The 18,724-nt window shown below is 41.7% G+C and carries 19 protein-coding genes; all 19 read left to right on the forward strand.

The window, feature by feature from the left end:
- Window positions 1-2 precede the first annotated feature (2 nt).
- The 19 genes from rfbA (at window position 3) to ACMXD4_RS08730 (ending at window position 18,696) form a co-directional block, all read left to right on the forward strand.
- Entirely contained in the window at window positions 3-887 is an 885-nt protein-coding gene (rfbA, locus tag ACMXD4_RS08640; protein ID WP_033155245.1) for a glucose-1-phosphate thymidylyltransferase RfbA, read from the forward strand.
- Window positions 887-1,426: a dTDP-4-dehydrorhamnose 3,5-epimerase gene (rfbC, locus tag ACMXD4_RS08645; RefSeq protein WP_033155244.1), complete on the forward strand. Its 540-nt coding sequence runs from the start codon at window positions 887-889 to the stop codon at window positions 1,424-1,426. Before rfbA ends, rfbC begins: the two co-directional genes overlap by 1 nt.
- 44 nt (window positions 1,427-1,470) lie before the next feature.
- Window positions 1,471-2,325, forward strand: a complete 855-nt coding sequence (locus ACMXD4_RS08650) for an aldolase/citrate lyase family protein (RefSeq protein WP_225892867.1) — start codon at window positions 1,471-1,473, stop codon at window positions 2,323-2,325.
- A 13-nt stretch (window positions 2,326-2,338) separates the two neighbouring features.
- The gene (locus ACMXD4_RS08655) at window positions 2,339-3,031 is read left to right on the forward strand and encodes an SDR family oxidoreductase (protein ID WP_033155243.1); all 693 of its coding nucleotides are present in this window, start codon (window positions 2,339-2,341) and stop codon (window positions 3,029-3,031) included.
- Entirely contained in the window at window positions 3,015-4,091 is a 1,077-nt protein-coding gene (locus ACMXD4_RS08660; RefSeq protein ID WP_033155242.1) for a 3-dehydroquinate synthase family protein, read from the forward strand. Before ACMXD4_RS08655 ends, ACMXD4_RS08660 begins: the two co-directional genes overlap by 17 nt.
- Entirely contained in the window at window positions 4,091-5,092 is a 1,002-nt protein-coding gene (locus ACMXD4_RS08665; RefSeq protein ID WP_415880495.1) for an NAD-dependent epimerase/dehydratase family protein, read from the forward strand. Before ACMXD4_RS08660 ends, ACMXD4_RS08665 begins: the two co-directional genes overlap by 1 nt.
- Window positions 5,093-5,124: 32 nt before the next feature.
- A complete protein-coding gene (gene rfbF / locus ACMXD4_RS08670; RefSeq protein WP_415880496.1) occupies window positions 5,125-5,892 on the forward strand; it encodes a glucose-1-phosphate cytidylyltransferase in 768 nt (255 codons plus the stop codon).
- Complete coding sequence (gene rfbG / locus ACMXD4_RS08675) at window positions 5,856-6,968, forward strand: CDP-glucose 4,6-dehydratase (protein WP_415880497.1); 1,113 nt, start codon at window positions 5,856-5,858, stop codon at window positions 6,966-6,968. Before rfbF ends, rfbG begins: the two co-directional genes overlap by 37 nt.
- A 25-nt stretch (window positions 6,969-6,993) precedes the next feature.
- A complete protein-coding gene (gene rfbH / locus ACMXD4_RS08680; protein ID WP_033155238.1) occupies window positions 6,994-8,307 on the forward strand; it encodes a lipopolysaccharide biosynthesis protein RfbH in 1,314 nt (437 codons plus the stop codon).
- Between the two features lie 15 nt (window positions 8,308-8,322).
- A complete protein-coding gene (locus tag ACMXD4_RS08685; protein WP_415880498.1) occupies window positions 8,323-10,104 on the forward strand; it encodes a thiamine pyrophosphate-binding protein in 1,782 nt (593 codons plus the stop codon).
- Window positions 10,105-10,115: 11 nt separating this feature from the next.
- Entirely contained in the window at window positions 10,116-11,057 is a 942-nt protein-coding gene (locus tag ACMXD4_RS08690; protein ID WP_033155237.1) for a glycosyltransferase family 2 protein, read from the forward strand.
- Complete coding sequence (locus ACMXD4_RS08695; RefSeq protein WP_084153194.1) at window positions 11,041-11,466, forward strand: GtrA family protein; 426 nt, start codon at window positions 11,041-11,043, stop codon at window positions 11,464-11,466. The genes ACMXD4_RS08690 and ACMXD4_RS08695 overlap by 17 nt, the downstream gene beginning before the upstream one ends.
- A 30-nt stretch (window positions 11,467-11,496) precedes the next feature.
- Window positions 11,497-12,768, forward strand: coding sequence for a hypothetical protein (locus tag ACMXD4_RS08700; RefSeq protein ID WP_415880499.1), 1,272 nt, complete (start codon window positions 11,497-11,499; stop codon window positions 12,766-12,768).
- A complete protein-coding gene (locus tag ACMXD4_RS08705; protein ID WP_171695819.1) occupies window positions 12,765-13,418 on the forward strand; it encodes a hypothetical protein in 654 nt (217 codons plus the stop codon). The genes ACMXD4_RS08700 and ACMXD4_RS08705 overlap by 4 nt, the downstream gene beginning before the upstream one ends.
- Before the next feature lie 42 nt (window positions 13,419-13,460).
- Window positions 13,461-15,080 carry a hypothetical protein gene (locus ACMXD4_RS08710; protein ID WP_101055379.1) on the forward strand — a complete coding sequence of 540 codons (1,620 nt, stop codon included), beginning with the start codon at window positions 13,461-13,463 and terminating at the stop codon, window positions 15,078-15,080.
- A 129-nt stretch (window positions 15,081-15,209) separates the two neighbouring features.
- Entirely contained in the window at window positions 15,210-15,905 is a 696-nt protein-coding gene (locus tag ACMXD4_RS08715; RefSeq protein ID WP_033155233.1) for a WbqC family protein, read from the forward strand.
- The gene (locus ACMXD4_RS08720) at window positions 15,902-16,846 is read left to right on the forward strand and encodes a glycosyltransferase family 2 protein (protein ID WP_415880500.1); all 945 of its coding nucleotides are present in this window, start codon (window positions 15,902-15,904) and stop codon (window positions 16,844-16,846) included. The genes ACMXD4_RS08715 and ACMXD4_RS08720 overlap by 4 nt, the downstream gene beginning before the upstream one ends.
- Window positions 16,843-17,673: a phytanoyl-CoA dioxygenase family protein gene (locus tag ACMXD4_RS08725; RefSeq protein WP_171695817.1), complete on the forward strand. Its 831-nt coding sequence runs from the start codon at window positions 16,843-16,845 to the stop codon at window positions 17,671-17,673. The genes ACMXD4_RS08720 and ACMXD4_RS08725 overlap by 4 nt, the downstream gene beginning before the upstream one ends.
- A 30-nt stretch (window positions 17,674-17,703) precedes the next feature.
- Window positions 17,704-18,696 carry a class I SAM-dependent methyltransferase gene (locus ACMXD4_RS08730; RefSeq protein ID WP_415880501.1) on the forward strand — a complete coding sequence of 331 codons (993 nt, stop codon included), beginning with the start codon at window positions 17,704-17,706 and terminating at the stop codon, window positions 18,694-18,696.
- The last annotated feature ends 28 nt before the right edge of the window (window positions 18,697-18,724 follow it).

The raw sequence follows: 18,724 nt of genomic DNA on the forward strand, positions 1-18,724 counted from the left end.
CTATGAACCAGCGCAAAGGCATCATCCTGGCCGGAGGATCCGGCACCCGGCTGTATCCGGTAACCAAAGCGGTTTCCAAACAATTGCTGCCGATTTACGACAAGCCGATGATTTATTACCCGCTCAGCACGCTAATGCTGGCCGGAATTCGCGATATTCTGATCATTTCCACGCCGCAAGACACCCCTTTGTTTCAGCATTTATTGGGTGACGGCAGCGATTGGGGGATTAATCTGCAATATGCCGTACAACCCAGTCCCGACGGGTTGGCGCAAGCTTTTATCATCGGTAGGGATTTTGTCGGCGCGCAACCCAGTGCATTGGTATTGGGTGACAACATTTTTTACGGCCACGATTTACACGTTCAATTGGAACGCGCGACCGATCAATCCTCAGGGGCAACGGTTTTTGCCTATCATGTCAATGACCCGGAGCGCTACGGTGTCGTCAGCTTTGATGCTCAGGGTAGGGCAACTTCGCTAGAGGAAAAACCGACGCAGCCAAAAAGTAATTATGCAGTTACCGGTTTGTACTTTTACGACAATCAAGTCGTCGATATAGCCGCCAATTTACAGCCGTCGCCGCGCGGCGAGTTGGAGATTACCGACGTCAATAAAATGTATCTGGACCTAAATCAGCTTAGCGTCGAAATCATGGGTCGCGGCTATGCCTGGTTGGATACGGGTACTCATGCCAGTTTGATCGAGGCCAGCAATTTCATCGAAACCATCGAAACCCGGCAGGGTTTGAAAATCGCCTGTCCGGAGGAAATCGCCTGGCGTAGCGGCTGGGTTGGCGATGAGCAAATCGAAAAATTGGCCAAACCATTGGCGAAAAATGGCTACGGCCAGTATTTACTGGGCCTATTGAATAAGCAGGTGTTTTAATGCAAGCAACTAGACTTGCTATACCCGATGTCGTTTTATTTTCACCAAAAGTATTCGGTGACGAACGTGGTTTTTTCTTTGAAAGCTTCAACCAAAAAGTTTTTCAGGAGCTGACAGGATTAAGTGTCAATTTTGTTCAAGACAACCACTCCAAATCTCAAAAAGGAGTATTGCGCGGATTACATTACCAATTGCCGCCTAAGGCGCAAGGCAAGTTGGTGAGGGTGGTCCAGGGAGAGGTGTTCGATGTGGCGGTGGATATTCGTAAGAATTCCCCTACATTCGGAAAGTGGGTCGGCGAGATACTTTCTGTGGAAAATCGACAGCAAATGTGGATACCAGAGGGATTTGCGCATGGCTTTTTAACGCTGTCCGAAACAGCCGAGTTTTTATATAAAACCACTGATTATTATGCGCCCGAATATGAGCGTTGCATTACCTGGAATGATGCAGATTTGAAAATCGCCTGGCCATTTGAGGGCGTGCCGCAACTTTCGAGCAAGGATTTGCTGGGCGCAACGTTCAAGGATGCCTGTTAGCCTAACATTTAACATGTTTATATCCGCCGGGCTGGCACTGCAGCATGCAGTTTATCGCTGCCGCTTGGTTTGATTTCAATAAAAGAGGAAGTTATATGAATAAAAGAGAACGCTCAATGCTCGACCTTTTAAAGAAGGGAAAGCAGGAGTATGGATACGAAGGCATTAAAGCCGAGTTTGAAGCGGAAGGTACTAGAACGGACGAGCTGTTGAGGCTGATTGAGATAGTGCGCAGAGCTGACCTGAAAGTGGGTTTGAAGATTGGCGGTTGCGAAGCAATGCGGGATTTATTAGAGAGTAAGTTAATTGGTGTGGATCATATCATCGCGCCGATGATTGAAAGCACTTACGCGCTGTCTAAGTATATAGACGCGAAGAACAAAGTATTCACGGAAGACGAGCAGCAAGATACTGATTTTTTATTCAATATTGAAACCGAACAAGCGTTTCAAGTCGTGCAAAGCTTGGCCGATCAAGCCAGGCAAGATAACGGTGTCGATGGCATGGTGTTTGGCCGTGTAGATTTTTCCTTGTCACGAGGTTATTCGAGAGATGCCATTAATCAGCCGCAAGTAACGGAATGTTGCATTGCCACTGCCAAAGAGTGTAAAGAAAAAGGTTTGGATTTTGTAGTGGGCGGCGGTGTTTCCATTGATGCATTACCCGCATTAAAAGAAATTAATCAGGTTCACCTTACCCGATTTGAAACCAGAAAAGTCATATTTTCCGGTCATTCGTTAGACAAGCCGGATATTGAAAAGGGCTTGTTAAACGCTGTGCATTTTGAGTTACTTTGGTTACAGAATAAACGCGATTATTACGACATTATTGCCAAGGAAGATCTGTCTCGAATAGCGATGCTTGAGGGACGTTGGAACGTATTAAGAGACAGCAATTAATTCGGTCGAAGCAATGCAAAAAATTCTGGTCTTCGGCGGTACCGGTACAATAGGTGCACATGTTTGCCAATTATTCGATACCAAGGGATGGCAGGTCGTTATAGCGTCCAGAAAGCAAAGCGCGCTTCCTGAGCATATTTTATTTGACCCATTCGATGACAATTTGAATTTATCCGCGCTTAAAGCAGCAGGCCAATTCAATGCCGTGTGTTGGGCGCAAGGGATGAATTGTAACGATAGTGTTTATAATGTTGATACAGATAAAAATATTGAACTATATAAAGCTAATTGCTTGTTTATTGTCAAAGCATTAAATATTTTATTAAATGAAAATATATTAGCCGAAAATGCGCGTTTAGCCGTGATTAGTTCAATATGGCAAAATATCGCCAGACAGGACAAGTTATCGTATTGCATGACTAAATCCGCGTTGCATGGATTAGTGCTTTCTGCTGCAACCGATCTTGCCCGTGACGGCTATTTAATTAATGCGGTTTTGCCGGGGGCATTGGATACGCCAATGACTCATCAAAATCTTGCGCCGGAACAGCTGAAAAAGATAATCGATGCGACGAAGTTTAACCGACTAGCCACATTGGAGGATGTGACCAATATGGTTTATTTTCTGTGTTCTCCGGAAAATACCGGTATAACAGGTCAATTTATTAGTGCAGACTTAGGGTTTAGTCATGTCCGTATCGTTTGATATTCAATCCAGTATTGCAAATTATCGCGTGGTAATAGAAAACGGTGCTTTTGCCGAAGTACAACGGCAAGATGAGAATAGCGCCGTGTTATGCGATAACTTTTTTGAAACGGCTTTTTCCGGGAATGCCAAGGTTATTGCGGTGCCGGCGAATGAAGAAACCAAGAGTTTGACATCCGTACCCGAGATAATCGTAAAAATGCGAGATTTAGCCTTAACAAGGCAAGCTAAATTGACGGCCGTCGGTGGCGGTAGCCTGCAGGATATAGCCACCTTTTGTGCATCGATTTATATGCGCGGTATCAAATGGGATTATATTCCCACCACTCTATTGGGTATGGTGGATTCTTGTATTGGGGGTAAATCATCTATCAATGTTGGACGTTATAAAAATCTGGTTGGAAACTTCCATCCCCCGGAAACCATTATAATTGATCCGAATTTAGTAAAAACCCTCAACTCAGAACAGAAAATCGCCGGATTGTGCGAGGCCGTGAAGATTTGCTATGCCAAAGGAAGTTCGTGTTTTTCTGAGTATATGCGGTTAAATCCGCAAATGGATATGAATGTAGAAGGGTATGCGGACGTCATTGAATTAAGTTTAAAAGCAAAAAAATGGTTTATCGAAATTGATGAATTTGATAAGGCCGAGCGTTTATTACTGAATTTTGGTCATACCTTCGGGCATGCTTTGGAAGGTGCTTCCAATTTTGAAGTGAGCCATGGCATAGCGGTTGGGTTAGGCATGCTGATTGCTATTAACTATGCCCAAGTGAGCGGTGGCCTGGAGCACATTCCGGCGGATACTCAACAGTTGAAAGATTATGTCATTGGCTTATTGGATGAAATTCCGATGCTGAAGGAAATTATCCAGCGAATTGATGTGGAAAAAGTCTTTGAGTGTTTTATATCCGATAAAAAGCATTCCACCAGTCATTTTATTATTATCAGTGTGAATGGTTCCGGAGCGTTAGAACGGTTATTTATCGATAAAACCGAGGCAAATATAATCAATTTGAAGTCTGCGATTAGTTCAGTCATTAGTCAGAGCTACAAATAATGGCTTTTGATTTCGAAAAAGCGTTTGGCGCTGATTATTCATTTATATTAGATCACCTATTTAGTAAACAAAGCCATATTGCTGTGACCGGTGCCAGCGGCTGGTTAGGTCGGGCAACTCTGGAATTGTTCTCCGCTTTGTACGGCGATGAATTTAACCAGCGGGTATCAGGCTATGGATCGCGCGAACAGCAGATAGTATTGGCTGATGGCCGTACGGTATCTGTTAGACCTTTGGCGGAAATCACCCATCGGCATACGCAACATACTCTCTATTTGTTTCACTTTGCGTTTTTAACCAAGGATAAGGTTGGCGGATATTCAGACGATGAATATATTCGCTTGAATAAAGTTATTCAGGGCTTGGTGACACAGGTATTGGAACAATCACAGGTAAAAGCTGTGCTATTGTCGTCGTCCGGAGCAGTCTACGATTATTTAAACGATAGTAATAGAGATGAATCTGCAAATCTGTATGGTAGATTAAAATATGAAGATGAGTTGCGCTTTCAAGAGATATGCCGTAAAGCTGATATAAAACTTCTTATCCCGAGAATATTTAATCTAAGCGGGCCATATATCAATAAGCTAAATGCTTATGCCTTGTCCTCGATTATTGCGAATGTCGTAGCCCGAGGAAATGTGTTAATTCGGGCAAATAAGCCCGTGTTTCGGTCTTATATTTACATACTGGATTTACTGCTGATCTGTATTCGCCTGATGTTTTCGGAACGTTTCGAAAACATCGTCTGTTTCGACACCGTGGGTGATGAAACGGTGGAAGTGGGTGAGTTAGCTGAAAAAGTATGCAAGCTCCTTAATGCTGCTGACTTAACAGTTGAACGTCCGAATATGATAAATGGGGAACCCGATAGCTATTTGGGAAACGAGCAGCCTATTAAAGACATTATAAAGGGGTTCGAATTTCCCGTAACAGGTCTGGATCGACAGATTTTAGAAACTGCCGAGTATATTCGTAATTTGAATACATGTAGTGGGTAGATGATTATGTCTATAACCAAGAGGAAATATTAATGAAGTTGGTTATTCTTGCGGGTGGATTGGGCACTCGTATTAATGAAGAAACCTCGGTGAAGCCTAAGCCGATGATTGAAATAGGCGGCAGGCCTATTTTATGGCATATAATGAAGTTATATTCTCATTATGGAATTAACGAATTTATAATATGTTTGGGTTATAAAGGCTATATTATTAAGGAGTATTTTGCGAATTACTTTTTACATATGTCGGATGTGACCTTCGATATGGAGCATAACGAGATGCAGGTGCATCAAAAATATGCAGAGCCATGGAAGGTGACCTTGGTTGACACCGGCGAGTTAACCATGACGGGTGGTCGCTTAAAAAGAGTTCGCGATTATGTCGGCGATCAAACATTCTGTTTTACTTACGGGGATGGGGTCGGCGATGTCGATATTAATGCGCTGATCAATTTTCATCGTTCCCACAATAACGCCGCAACAGTGACCGCCGTGCAACCGCCGGGCCGGTTTGGGGCCTTGGAATTGGAGGGTAGTCGCATCAAGAGTTTTCAGGAGAAACCGCAGGGTGATGGTGCTTGGATCAACGGCGGTTTTTTTGTATTGTCACCGGCAGTGTTCGATTTAATCGATAGCGACGAAACGCTATGGGAAAAAGAACCGATGGAGCGCTTGGCGAACAGCAATCAGCTGCACGCTTATTTCCACAAAGGCTTCTGGCAACCCATGGACACATTAAGAGATAAACAGCATTTGGAACAGCTTTGGCAACAGCAAAAAGCACCGTGGAAAATATGGTAGAACATAGCGATTTTTGGCGAGGCAAAAGGGTTTTTATAACCGGGCACACCGGATTTAAAGGCGGTTGGTTGGCGTTATATCTGCACCGGTTAGGTGCAGAGATCAAAGGGTATGCGTTACCGGCGCCTACTGCGCCCAGTTTATTCCAAGTGGCTGATGTGGCTTCTGTACTGCAGCACGTTGAAGGCGATATTCGTGATTTAGCCAGCGTGATGGCGGAAATGCAAAGTTTTCAACCTGAGATTGTGTTTCATTTGGCCGCGCAACCGCTTGTTCGTTATTCCTATCAACAGCCGGTGGAAACCTATGCCACCAATGTGATGGGTACGGTTAATTTACTGGAGGCGGTCAGGCACACTGCGTCGGTAAAGTCAGTCGTGATAGTCACCAGCGACAAATGCTATGAAAACAAGGAATGGTTGTGGGGCTACCGTGAAAACGAGCCGATGGGCGGCTTCGATCCTTACAGCAACAGCAAAGGCTGCTCAGAGTTGGTGACTGCCAGCTATCGTAATTCCTTTTTTCCCAGCGAACGCTACGCTGAGCACGGTGTGGCGGTGGCGTCGGTGCGTGCCGGTAATGTGATCGGCGGCGGGGATTGGGCTCAAGATCGTTTAATCCCCGATATTATGAGGGCTTTCATGGCAGGGGAGGCTGTGACGATTCGTAACCCTACGGCCATCAGGCCTTGGCAGCATGTACTGGAGCCGGTTACCGGCTATGTCCTGCTGGCAGAACAACTGTATAAACAAGGCGGCCGATATGCGGAGGGCTGGAATTTCGGGCCTGGCGAAGCAGATGCGCAACCCGTATCGTGGATATTGGAAAAACTGGCAGATTTATGGGGCAATGGCGCAAGTTGGCAAATCGATGGTAGTGAGCAGCCGCATGAAGCGCACTATTTGAAGCTTGATTGCTCCAAAGCCAAGACCCTTCTGGGTTGGGTACCGCGTTGGACTCTGGCCCAAGCGTTGGCGATGATTGTCGACTGGAACCTGGCCTATCAACAAGGCAAGGATATGCGGCAAGTCTGCGTGGAGCAGTTAGAGCAGTTTTTGACGGCTGATCAACATTAATTTTATTGAACACAAAGATAAGACAGTGACAGAAAATACATTAAAAGCGCAGATTTTGGATTTGGTTGAACAATACGCCGCCGAACGTTATGCCGAAAAAGCTTTCGTTCCGGAACAGTCCGTAGTGCCGCCTTCGGGTAAAATTCTCGGCGCTAAAGAACTTAGTTATATGGTCGAAGCCTCGCTGGACGGTTGGTTGACTACCGGACGATTTAACGACCAGTTTGAAAAGCAATTGGCAGAGTTTATCGGGGTTAGCAGCGCGTTGACGGTCAATTCCGGTTCCTCTGCGAATTTGCTGGCTTTTGCCTGTTTGACATCCGAAAAACTGGGTGATCGTGCCTTACAGAAAGGCGATGAAGTCATTTCCGTAGCGGCCGGTTTTCCCACAACGGTTAATCCCATTCTGCTTTACGACCTTGTTCCGGTATTTGTCGATGTGGAAATTCCTACCTACAACATCGATCCCAGTAAAATCGAGGCTGCCATCACGCCTAAAACCAAAGCAATTATGATTGCCCACACGCTGGGCAATCCGTTTGACCTGGATAAAGTCGTCGAAATCGCAAAAAAATACAATCTCTGGCTGATAGAAGATTGCTGTGATGCCTTAGGCACAACCTACAAGGGCCGTAATGTCGGTACCTTCGGCGATATTGGTACACTCAGTTTTTACCCTGCTCACCACATCACCATGGGCGAGGGTGGCGCGGTATTTACCAGCAGTCGCCGTCTGAAAACTATCATCGAGTCGTTTCGGGATTGGGGAAGGGATTGTTACTGCGCCCCCGGTGTTGATAATACCTGTAAAAAGCGCTTCGGTTGGCAGTTAGGCGATTTGCCGGCTGGCTACGACCACAAATACACCTATTCGCACTTGGGTTATAACTTAAAAATTACCGATATGCAGGCGGCCTGTGGCTTAGCGCAGTTAGAGCGTGCGCCGGAATTGATTGAAATCAGAAAACGTAATTTTAAATTCCTGAAGCAACGCTTGGCTACTTGCGAGCAATATTTAATTCTGCCGGAAGCGACACCGGGATCGGATCCCTCTTGGTTTGGGTTTCCTATCACGCTGAAGGAAGACTCAGGTCACGAGCGCGTGGAATTGTTGAAATATCTGGATAAATACAAAATCGGCTCCCGCTTGCTGTTTGCCGGAAACTTGACCCGTCAGCCCTATATGAAAGGCAGACAATACCGAATATCCGGCTCGCTGGATGTAACCGACAGAATTATGCGGCAAACTTTTTGGATCGGTATTTATCCAGCCTTGACCACAGAGATGCTGGAATTCGTTGCCGAAAAAATAGAAATCTTTTTTGGTATCCGTCAATAAGCTGGCAAACAAGCAATGCAAAACAAGACCATAAAATATAGCGATCTATTGGCCGATTGGTTAAAAGAAAGAGGATATACCCACTGCTTTTACGTGGCGGGCGGCAATATCATGCACATTCTCGCCAGCGTGAATCGTCATTTCAAGTGCGTTAGCGTGGTGCATGAGGTGGCAGCCGGTATTGCAGCGGAATATTTCAATGAAATAAGTACCGATGGCAAAGCCTTTGCTTTGGTAACCGCCGGTCCCGGCTTAACCAATATTGTCACCGCAGTGGCGGGTGCCTATTTGGAGAGCCGGGAATTATTGGTGATAGGTGGGCAAGTAAAGACCGCCGATCTTTGTCGGCAACAAGTACGCCAGCGCGGCATTCAAGAGATTGATGGTGTCGATATTGTCAAGCCGATCACCTCAAAATCAGTGCTGATGGATAGCTTGATTTCCTGTGAGGCATTTAATCGGATTATCGACGCCGGGGTTACAGGCCGCAAAGGTCCGGTGTTTCTTGAAATTCCGTTGGATATTCAAGGTGCACCGGTCGACGTAAGCGATCCAATATGCGAATTTGTTCCAGCCGCAAAGCAATCTATCCCACCTATACATTCAGCCGAAATCCAACGCCTAATCGACGATGTTCGCACGGCAAAACGGCCGTTTTTATTGATTGGAGCGGGTGTTGCCAGACAGACGGTAGAAAAGATATACGATGCTTTGGAGCCCATGGGTATTCCTTTGGCAACCACATGGAATGGCGCGGATAGAGTGGCAGCGGATCACCCCTTGTATTTTGGCCGCCCCAATACCTGGGGGCAACGTTACAGCAATTTATTGATGCAACAAGCCGATTTGCTGATCGCACTGGGAACCCGTTTGGGTCTGCAACAAACCGGGTTTAACTGGCAGGAGTTCGTACCTAACGGCAGAGTAGTGCAAGTGGAATGCGACCCTACCGAGCTTAGCAAAGGCCATCCCCGCGTCGATTGCGGTTTGCAAGGCGATGCCAATCAAGTGTTACAAGCATTGGCGGCAGCTAGCCTTGGCGATCATGCCGAATGGGTGGCTTTTTGCCAAAAAGTGAAAGCCCAATTGCCGTTGATCGAGCCGATCAATAACACGGCAGAGAATTATTTGTCGCCTTACGATTTTGTCAGCCGTTTGTCGGTACACTGCCGAGATACGGATAACGTCATTCCCTGCAGTAGCGGCGGTGCCTTTACCGTGATGATGCAAACCTTCGCTCAACAGCGCGGCCAACACATCGTTACCAACAAGGGCTTGGCATCCATGGGGTACGGATTGAGCGGAGCAATAGGCGCGGCTTTCGCTTATCCGCAGCGCAGTACAGTTCTAGTCGAAGGCGATGGTGGATTTGCCCAAAATTTACAGGAGTTGGGCACGGTTGCTGTCAATAAGTTAAATCTGAAAATTTTCATTTTTAACGATAATGGCTATGCATCCATTCGCATGACGCAAAGAAATTATTTTAATGGTGCCTATATTGGTTGCGACCAGTCCTCGGGATTGGGTTTACCGGATTGGCTAACCTTATTTAAAGCCTTTAATCTGCCTTGTATCAAACTCGATGCTAATTTCGAGCAAGACCCGGAATTCCAACGCTTATTCGCAAGCGATGAACCGGCTGGTTTTGTCGTGCCGATAGATCCGGAACAAACCTATTTTCCCAAAATTACCAGTAGGGTAACGGAAACAGGTTCGATGCAATCAAATCCCTTGCACCAAATGACTCCGGACTTGGATGAGAATCTATATTCCGTAGTAGCGCAATATTTGCAATAAACATATCCAGTATGAATAGAAAACTAATCTCAGTGGTAATTCCTGCCTATAACGAGCAGGACAATGTTGATGAATTGGCTAAACAATTAACAGCAGTATTTGCGGAAAATAGCGCTTACGATTTTGAAGCTATTATCGTAGAGAACGGTTCTCAAGATAATACCTACGAAAAGCTCTGCGCGGTACATGAGAAAGACCCGCGGTTTAAAATTGTGCAACTGGCGCGTAATTTTAGAATGGATGGCGGCATTACCGCTGGACTGAATTATGCGTCTGGTGATGCTGCCGTGATCATGACTGCGGATTTGCAAGATCCACCACATTTAATAACTCAGTTCATCAAAAAATGGGAAGAGGGATATGAAAACGTTTACGGTATTGTTACCAAACGTAATGGCACGGGCTTAATTCGCCGCTTTAACTCGCAATTGTTTTATTGGGTGGCCAACGGTTTGACCAACGGCATGGTTCCCAGAAATGTTAGCGACTTCAGGCTGATCGATAGAAAAGTATACGAAACCATCAATTCCATACACGAACGTAACCGTTTTATTCGTGGACTATTTGCCTGGGTTGGCTACAAATCCATAGGTATTGAGCATGAGCGAGCTGAACGCTTTGCCGGCGTATCGGGAGCTCACACTTTCAAGGTTATCGAACTGGCGTTAAAAGGCATATTGGCCCATTCTTATGTGCCTTTAAAGCTTATTACTATATTGGGAATAACTATATCTGCGGCGTCTTTTATCCTATTAGTATGGACAATAGTAAAAGCAATATTCTGGGGTGTGCCGTTTGCTGGATATGGGACCATTATGACCGTTATGTTTTTGATGTTCGGAATATTATTTACTATGTTGGGTATTGTTGCAGAATATATTGGTTTGATATACGAGGAAGTGAAGAATCGACCTAATTTTATCGTGAGAAAGCAAGTTGGGTTCAATAACTAAACGTTTTTGGGGTAACGAAAAAATTCGTTATTTATTTGTAGGTTTGTACAATACCGCTTTTGGGTATGGTTTTTTTGCAGTTATTTGGTTTTTCCTACACCATGATTTACATTATGTGTGGCTTTTAATCATAAGTCATTTTGTATCGGTGATTAATGCATATTTGGGTTATAGGATTTATGTGTTTCGCGTGAAAGGGCGGTGGTTGAAAGAATTTTTTAGGTTTAATATGGTTTACCTTGGTGCTTTTGGTTTTAATTTAATAGCATTACCTCTTTTGGTCGAGAGACTTAATCTACATACATTGATTGCCCAAGCAATTATAGTATCTATTACTGTGATAAGCAGTTATATCTTGCATCGCCGATTTTCTTTTAAAAAGAATGGTGCGCAAAGTAAGTTATCTTAAATTTACTATCTAGTATGGATGGCATATTGAATGACTTCAGCTGATAGTGTTTGTGTAAAAAATAAAAATATTCATTGGTGGTTTGTCTGGATAATCTTTTCAGAGTTGGTATTTCTGATCTTTTTTGTCAAGTATTTTGAATCCAGCGGTTATGCAATGCCGCCATTTTTCTTTGCGCCTTTAGATACATTTATGGACTTCTATAATACAAATTATTGGAGTCTAAATGATGGTCGTTATGACATATGGCAATCAATTTATCCGATAAGCGTATTTGCATTGGCGCAAATGTTAGTGCCGGATTATTGTGCTTCCGTTGTTTTACCGGCAGAGTTACGAGATTGCTCGCCGTATTCTATCGCTTGGCTATTTTTGTTTTATTTTTGTGCAATTTTTGTATGTACAAAATTATTCGTAAAGCAGGTGGGTATAAAATATATTTCGGTTGAGATTGTTATATTTCTTGCGTTGCTGATGCAATTTCCCGGGCTTTATGCGTTAGAAAGAGGCAACTATATTATAGTTGCTTTTATGTTGTTGGCTTTTTCTCAGGCTTTTGGCGCCAATTGGAAAGGCGCAGTATTTCTTGCGTTGGCTATAAATATTAAGCAGTATTTAATAGTGCTCTGGTTCGTGCCGTTTTTTAAAAGAGAATATACATACTTTCTGATAAGTTTTTTTGCATCATTATTGATTAATCAAATAAGTATGATTGTCTTGGAAGATGGAAACTATAGGCAAATTTTCGAAAATATGTTTTCTTTTTCCGGCGCTGTTAATTCGGATTTTTTTCAGAAAGTGTGGTACACAACTTCGCTTAGTTCATGGTCGAAAGCTGTCTTTTACTATCAGGACAGGATTCCGGTAATCCTCTATTTGACTGCACACTTTTTAAGGTGGTTTGTTCTTTTTGTTGCGGCGTCTATTTTATTTTTATCGGCGCGAAAAGCTCATTTTTTTACTTGGGAGCAATTAAGCGTAGTTGTTTTGCTTTCTATGATGGTCGCTACTGATTCCCCAGGTGGGTATGCAGTTATTTTGTTACTGCCATATTTAAGTGCAATTTTAATTGGAAGTTATGCTAATAAATATAGAAGGATAATCATGTTTGTGCTGTTGATTCCTCTGGATTTTGTGGTTGGTCCGATAATTGAGTTCAATCAATTTAGTTTTCTTTCGCAGCATTACGTGGATGTATCAACCGGATTGACATTTGGTGCATATATTCGTCCATTTTGTCTGCTTTTCATGTTGATAATCATGAGTTACCCGGTTTTAGTATCTTTAAGGAAATTTTCATGACATTTAAAAGTCTAGTTGATGCGCTGATACAAAATAAAAGATATATAGGTTTAAATCTCCTATTGTGGGTTTTGATGGCCTTTATTTTACTGGAAGTAATGCCTGTTAAATATGAGGCGCAAGTTATAATTAAATTAGGTCAATTTGATAACAATACGCCCATTGCTGGCGCGGCGGAATCCATCGAATATTTACGTAACTCAGAAACCTTAATTTCGGTGGCGACTGCTAATAACGTATCTCCTACGGGCCTTTCAAAGAGAATTAGGACGCATCCTATCGATAATAATAAAGCAATAAAGATACTAGTCCATTGGGATTCTGTTGACGATGCTGAACGCTTAGTTTCTGCTTTAGCTCAGAAAATTGTCGATCATCATCAGCAAAAATTAAACAAAGAACTCAATAGTGTCAAAAGTGAAATACTTTATTGGGAGAAAATTTTAGACAAGAAAGAATGCAATAGTCAGGTCGTTGAAACAATTTCCCAGCTAAAATTGATTATTTTGAGCATGAGGCCAACAGAAATCGTGGCTCCCGCGTCAAAGTCATTTGATATTGTATCTATCGATTATATAACGGTATATTTGGTGGCGTTATTTATGTGGATGTTTTCAAGTTTGCTAATTGTTGAATATCATAGGTCGTGAGTCTATAGGTTGTATTTTATAGTCGGATAATCTATTCAAATCATGGTGATTTCTCAAAAAAACTATTTGGCAATCGCTGTCAGTGGTTTGTGTATTCTGTCTTTAATTGTTTGGCGTGACATGCCTTATTATCCTGATGAAGTAGCATTGCAATTCTATGCAGGAAGGTTTATTCAGGATAAGGGCGTTTCTCACGGGTTGTTTGCACTTTGCTCGTCTTGGGGGCTGAAAGTCCCGATGCTGCTTGCATTACCAGCGTGGTTATTGTCTAAAACTATGCTTTTGGTAAATCCCGTGCAGTTTCGTATTTTTCCATTACTGGTTACTTTGACGATAGCATTATATGTGGCTAAGAAGGCTGTCAAGGGTGTAAATCCACTTGCGGTACTAATTATTTCAACAGGATTTATTGGGGTTGCTGGCTCCGGGCTAACGATGGCTCGTCCTGAATTTATTCATTTGCTTAATTTGCTTTTCTGCTTACTCTCATTTGTTTATTGGGATAATTCTGAAGTTCGTAAGCTTTATATCGGTATTTTTGTATTGGTTGGTTTGCTGGCTAGTGCATCATTGTCGGTTTATGTGCATATTCAAGGGGTGTTATTTGTTCCGCTGTCTATAGTTCTTGCAATATTACTATGTCGATCATTTACGTATAAAATTATTCCCACGATATTATCTGTTGCATATTTGTTCGGTATGTCAATTGCAGCTATTATTGGGTTTAGTCGGGGCATGTCATGCGACAATTACCCTGGTATACAGAGTTATTTGTCTTCTATGACAGTTGATATACATGCAGTTGTATTGCAGGGATTCTTTAGCTGGGTTAATAATAACTTTGTCGGTTATTCTCAGTCGTTTCTTTATAATAATGAATATGCGATTGGTTACTTACCCTCCGTCGAACCTGAGTCTATAGTTTATTTTATTAAACTAAGGTTTTTAAATTGGTTTATACGGATTATTCTGTTTTTTAATCTTGTTATATTTTTTGGAGTTTTATTTTTTAGCGTTTTTAAGGTGATTAATGGGTTATTTTGTTATTTTAAGGCGAAATACACCTGTAAAAAATATTTTGATATAAGATATTTGCTTCTGTGTTTGATTGTTTCTCCGATTGTTTTTTTGTATGTTTATGACGCGGCTCATAATTTTTATAGGACTTTTTTTCTAAATTATGTAATTGTTGTTGTTGTTTGTCTATCTCTTGCTGGTTTTAGGTCTGGATACTTTAAGCATCTTATAAATATATATGCGTTAGTCTGTATTTGTGTAGTTGCTTCATCCCTACTTGTGAATTTTGTATTATTCAACAAATATTTAAAGGAAGGCTTTGTGGGTCCATCAATTGCGTTGAATAGTCTCGGCGCAGTTAATGATGATATTTTGGAGTTGGCTAGTGCATGTAAACTGAATATGGATAAGGGCAGAATTATTGTCGACGATTTAACCTATGAAAGCATGAAGCGTTTTTCTATACTATTTCCAATTACCTATCTCGACTTGCAGGGGCAGTTGACTGGCTTGGGCACTAAAAGAGTGCTTGATGTTGCTAAGCCTAGAGGGGTTATTGCTAGGTGTAGTTATGTTGAGCACGCAGGGCTAGTATATGAACATAAAAATAACGGGTTGTGTTGTGCAAACTATAGCTATCTATAAAAATAAATTATTTGGTAACTTAGTTTTGTAGGTGTTTATTTCGTGTTTTATATCTTGCGCTCATAAGTATTTAAAATAGTTTGATTTATAACATGCAGGCTTATCTGGCTTATAAGGAATTTTGTTAATATGAAAAAGGTAGCCATCCTTCAATCAAATTATATCCCTTGGAAAGGCTATTTTGACATTATTGCTGCAGTAGATGAGTTTATTCTATATGACGATATGCAATATACTCGTCGAGATTGGCGGAATCGCAATCAAATTAAGACGCCTCAAGGTCTTCAATGGTTAACAATTCCCGTGCAAGTGAAAGGTAAGTATCTTCAGAAGATTCGAGAAACCCAAATTGATGGCAATGACTGGTCGGGAATGCATTGGAAAGCACTTGAGCAGAACTATCGTCGAACTCCTTATTTTGATGAGATTGCCTCACTTATTGAACCTATCTATAAAGGCGAATCTTTCATATATATCTCCCAGTTGAACCGGAGGTTTATTGAGGTTGTTTGTAAATATTTAGGTATACAAACTGTAATATCTAATTCATGGGATTACCATCTTATTGATGGTAAAACAGAACGCCTTGCAAATCTTTGTGTTCAAGCTGGTGGTTCAGAATATATTTCAGGTCCATCCGCTAAAGGCTATATTGACGAACACGTATTTGGAGAAATAGGTATCAAGCTTACTTGGTTCGATTATGCTGGATATCCTGAGTACCCGCAACTTTGGGGTGATTTCACGCATGGTGTTACCATACTGGATCTTTTGTTCAATTGCGGTAAAGATTCGCGTAGTTATATGAGGTATGTTAGCCCATGAAGCTTTCAATTGTTGCCACTCTTTATCAATCGGCACTATATATTAATGAGTTCCATGCTAGGGCAACCGCTGCCGCGATTGAATTAACAGGTGGTGAATACGAAATAATACTAGTTAACGACGGTTCTCCGGATAACAGTCTCGATCTTGCTGTAAAGCTTAGTGAGCGAGACCCCCATGTGATTGTTGTCGATCTGTCGCGTAATTTCGGCCATCACAAAGCGATGATGACCGGTTTATCGATAGCGCAAGGTGAGCGAGTGTTTTTGATTGATAGCGATCTTGAGGAAGAACCAGAATGGTTGCTACCTTTCATAAGGCAAATGGAATCGGAGACATGCGATGTTGTATACGGCATTCAATCCAAACGCAAAGGAGGTTTTTTTGAAAGAATCACTGGTGTTTTGTTTTATGGTTTATTTCGAGTTTTTACTGGAATAGCTCAGCCAAATAATATCGTCACTGCCCGGCTAATGTCACGAAGGTACGTTGAAGCCTTGCTGTTACATCAGGAACGGGAAATTAATATTGGCGGACTTTGGATTATCACTGGGTTTAAACAATGTCAATCAATTGTCAAAAAACACTCAAGTAGCCCCTCGACATACTCTATCTCTCGAAGATTTAGTCATTTCGTCAACGCGGTAACATCTTTTAGTAGTCTTCCATTAGTATTCACATTCTACTCAGGATTCGTTATCTCGATTTCCGCATTGATCTACATTGCCTATCTTTCTTTCAGGTTTTTTTTCATCGCTTCGCCGCCTAGTGGATACACTTCAATTATTGCATCAATATGGTTGTTTTCTGGATTGATTATTTTTTTTATTGGCGTGCAAGGTATTTACATATCAAAGGTATTTTCCGAGGTCAAACAACGGCCATATACGATAATTCGGCATGTTTATAGACATGTTCAACAATCGCGAGGTGCAAAATGACAGTTAATAGTATACCTAGTGGTTCATATGGAGTTTGGCAGCAGTGTCAAGTGGAGTCAGTGATTGATGAGGTTGTTGAGCAAGTTACAAGAGTTGGTTATGCAGTTGTTGACGGGGGCTATTCGTTATCTGAGCTGAAGGACATTTCGGATGAATTTAATCGTATTCGAAAGAGATATATTTCGATGTACGGAGAACAATTGCTTAGAGATATAAATGAATATCACACTATTCGGTCGCCTTTAACTCATAATGGAGGAGTTGACGTTTTTATTGGTCTTGCTTTGAATGAAAATCTTCTGTTAGTGCTACGGCGCTTGATTTCAGGAAAGTTTGTGCTTAATCAGCAAAATGGAGTTATCAATCCTCCGCTAGAGACTTATAATCAAGGAGCTTGGCATCGGGATTTGCCTTATCAGCACTTTGTGTCTACAAAACCTCTCGCTATCAATGCCTTATTCTGTGTTGACGATTTTACATTTGAAAATGGGGCAACATTTGTACTTCCTGCATCGCATTTATCAGAACCATTTCCTTCGTTAAGTTATATTCAACGTAATGCTATACAAGTAGAGGCAAAAGCTGGTTCATTTATTGTGCTCGATTGTATGCTGTTTCATTCCGGTGGGTTTAATAAAACAAATTATGAGCGTCGCGCGGTTAATCATCTCTATAATGTCCCGTTTTTTAAACAACAGATTAGTATACCAAACAATATAAATGATAATACATTATCTCAAGAGGCAAAAGAAATTCTTGGATATGATTACATGGAAGCGAGTTCCGTTGGGCAATATTTCGCAATGCGTAAAAATAAATATTACTGATTATTGGCTCACTATTTTAGGAAAAACTAAATGGTTAACAAAAATATTTCCTTATATAAGGCATTTTCTGATCCTGTTGTACAAAGTGAGCTTAAGCTTGATGGCTGCAACGGATTAGTTAATAGTAACGGTGCATTGTATAAATTTGTAAACTCCAACCCGTTGGTTATCGATTTTATTGAGCCGTATTCTTTAACAGAAACTGATGATATTAATCTGAAAATGTATAATTCAGAGGGATCTACCGAAATTTATCGTAATTTTTTAAACTGGCTTTTCGAAACATTTGATGAGCAAGAGTCCTTTTTCAGAGTTAAAACTATAAATCGTTTAAACCTTGCTAAAGGTATGAAGGTTTTAGTTACTGGGTGTGGCCTGGGTGAGGATATTCCGCTGATTATGAATATTATTGGCGAAGAAGGTGAATTACATGCTCAGGATTTTAGTTTGGCAATGGTTAAAAAAAGCAGTGACATAAATAAATTTAATAATTTATGTTTTTCTGTTTCAAATGCCAAATCTCTTCCTTATGCATCTAGGTATTTTGATGCGGTTTATCATTTTGGTGGTATTAATTTATTTGGAGATATTGGGAAGGCTATTTCTGAGATGGAGCGTGTATGCAAGATTGGCGGTAAAGTGCTGTTTGGTGATGAAGGGATTGCATCACATTTAAGAGGTACTCCGTATGCAGAAATAGCAATTAATAATAATAGATTGTGGGCCTCTAATGCTCCTTTGGACGCGCTTCCATACAATGCAGATAATATTGAGATAACCTATGTTTTAGGAAATTGCTTTTATCTTATTTCTTTTTCTCCGTATATTGGGTTTCCAAAAATGAATATAGATGTTATTCATAAAGGATTGCGCGGAGGTACGGCGAGGACCAGGTATTTTGGAATGCTTGAAGGTGTTACTGAATTGTCAAAAAACAGATTAATAAGTGAAGCAAAAAAAAGAGGTATATCAATTCACGATTTAATGGAAGAAATTATTAATGATAAGCTGTCTAACATATAACATAATGTTTAATAGCTACGGCGTGACT

Source organism: Methylomonas sp. TEB (genome assembly GCF_047777895.1).
In the GTDB taxonomy this organism is placed as follows: Bacteria; Pseudomonadota; Gammaproteobacteria; order Methylococcales; family Methylomonadaceae; genus Methylomonas.

Coding starts and splice junctions, on each gene's coding strand:
- rfbA (WP_033155245.1), top strand. CDS start 3: ATGAACCAGCGCAAAGGCATCATCCTGGCCGGAGGATCCGGCACCCGG.
- rfbC (WP_033155244.1), top strand. CDS start 887: ATGCAAGCAACTAGACTTGCTATACCCGATGTCGTTTTATTTTCACCA.
- ACMXD4_RS08650 (WP_225892867.1), top strand. CDS start 1,471: ATGCAGTTTATCGCTGCCGCTTGGTTTGATTTCAATAAAAGAGGAAGT.
- ACMXD4_RS08655 (WP_033155243.1), top strand. CDS start 2,339: ATGCAAAAAATTCTGGTCTTCGGCGGTACCGGTACAATAGGTGCACAT.
- ACMXD4_RS08660 (WP_033155242.1), top strand. CDS start 3,015: ATGTCCGTATCGTTTGATATTCAATCCAGTATTGCAAATTATCGCGTG.
- ACMXD4_RS08665 (WP_415880495.1), top strand. CDS start 4,091: ATGGCTTTTGATTTCGAAAAAGCGTTTGGCGCTGATTATTCATTTATA.
- rfbF (WP_415880496.1), top strand. CDS start 5,125: ATGAAGTTGGTTATTCTTGCGGGTGGATTGGGCACTCGTATTAATGAA.
- ACMXD4_RS08685 (WP_415880498.1), top strand. CDS start 8,323: ATGCAAAACAAGACCATAAAATATAGCGATCTATTGGCCGATTGGTTA.
- ACMXD4_RS08690 (WP_033155237.1), top strand. CDS start 10,116: ATGAATAGAAAACTAATCTCAGTGGTAATTCCTGCCTATAACGAGCAG.
- ACMXD4_RS08700 (WP_415880499.1), top strand. CDS start 11,497: ATGACTTCAGCTGATAGTGTTTGTGTAAAAAATAAAAATATTCATTGG.
- ACMXD4_RS08705 (WP_171695819.1), top strand. CDS start 12,765: ATGACATTTAAAAGTCTAGTTGATGCGCTGATACAAAATAAAAGATAT.
- ACMXD4_RS08710 (WP_101055379.1), top strand. CDS start 13,461: ATGGTGATTTCTCAAAAAAACTATTTGGCAATCGCTGTCAGTGGTTTG.
- ACMXD4_RS08715 (WP_033155233.1), top strand. CDS start 15,210: ATGAAAAAGGTAGCCATCCTTCAATCAAATTATATCCCTTGGAAAGGC.
- ACMXD4_RS08720 (WP_415880500.1), top strand. CDS start 15,902: ATGAAGCTTTCAATTGTTGCCACTCTTTATCAATCGGCACTATATATT.
- ACMXD4_RS08725 (WP_171695817.1), top strand. CDS start 16,843: ATGACAGTTAATAGTATACCTAGTGGTTCATATGGAGTTTGGCAGCAG.
- ACMXD4_RS08730 (WP_415880501.1), top strand. CDS start 17,704: ATGGTTAACAAAAATATTTCCTTATATAAGGCATTTTCTGATCCTGTT.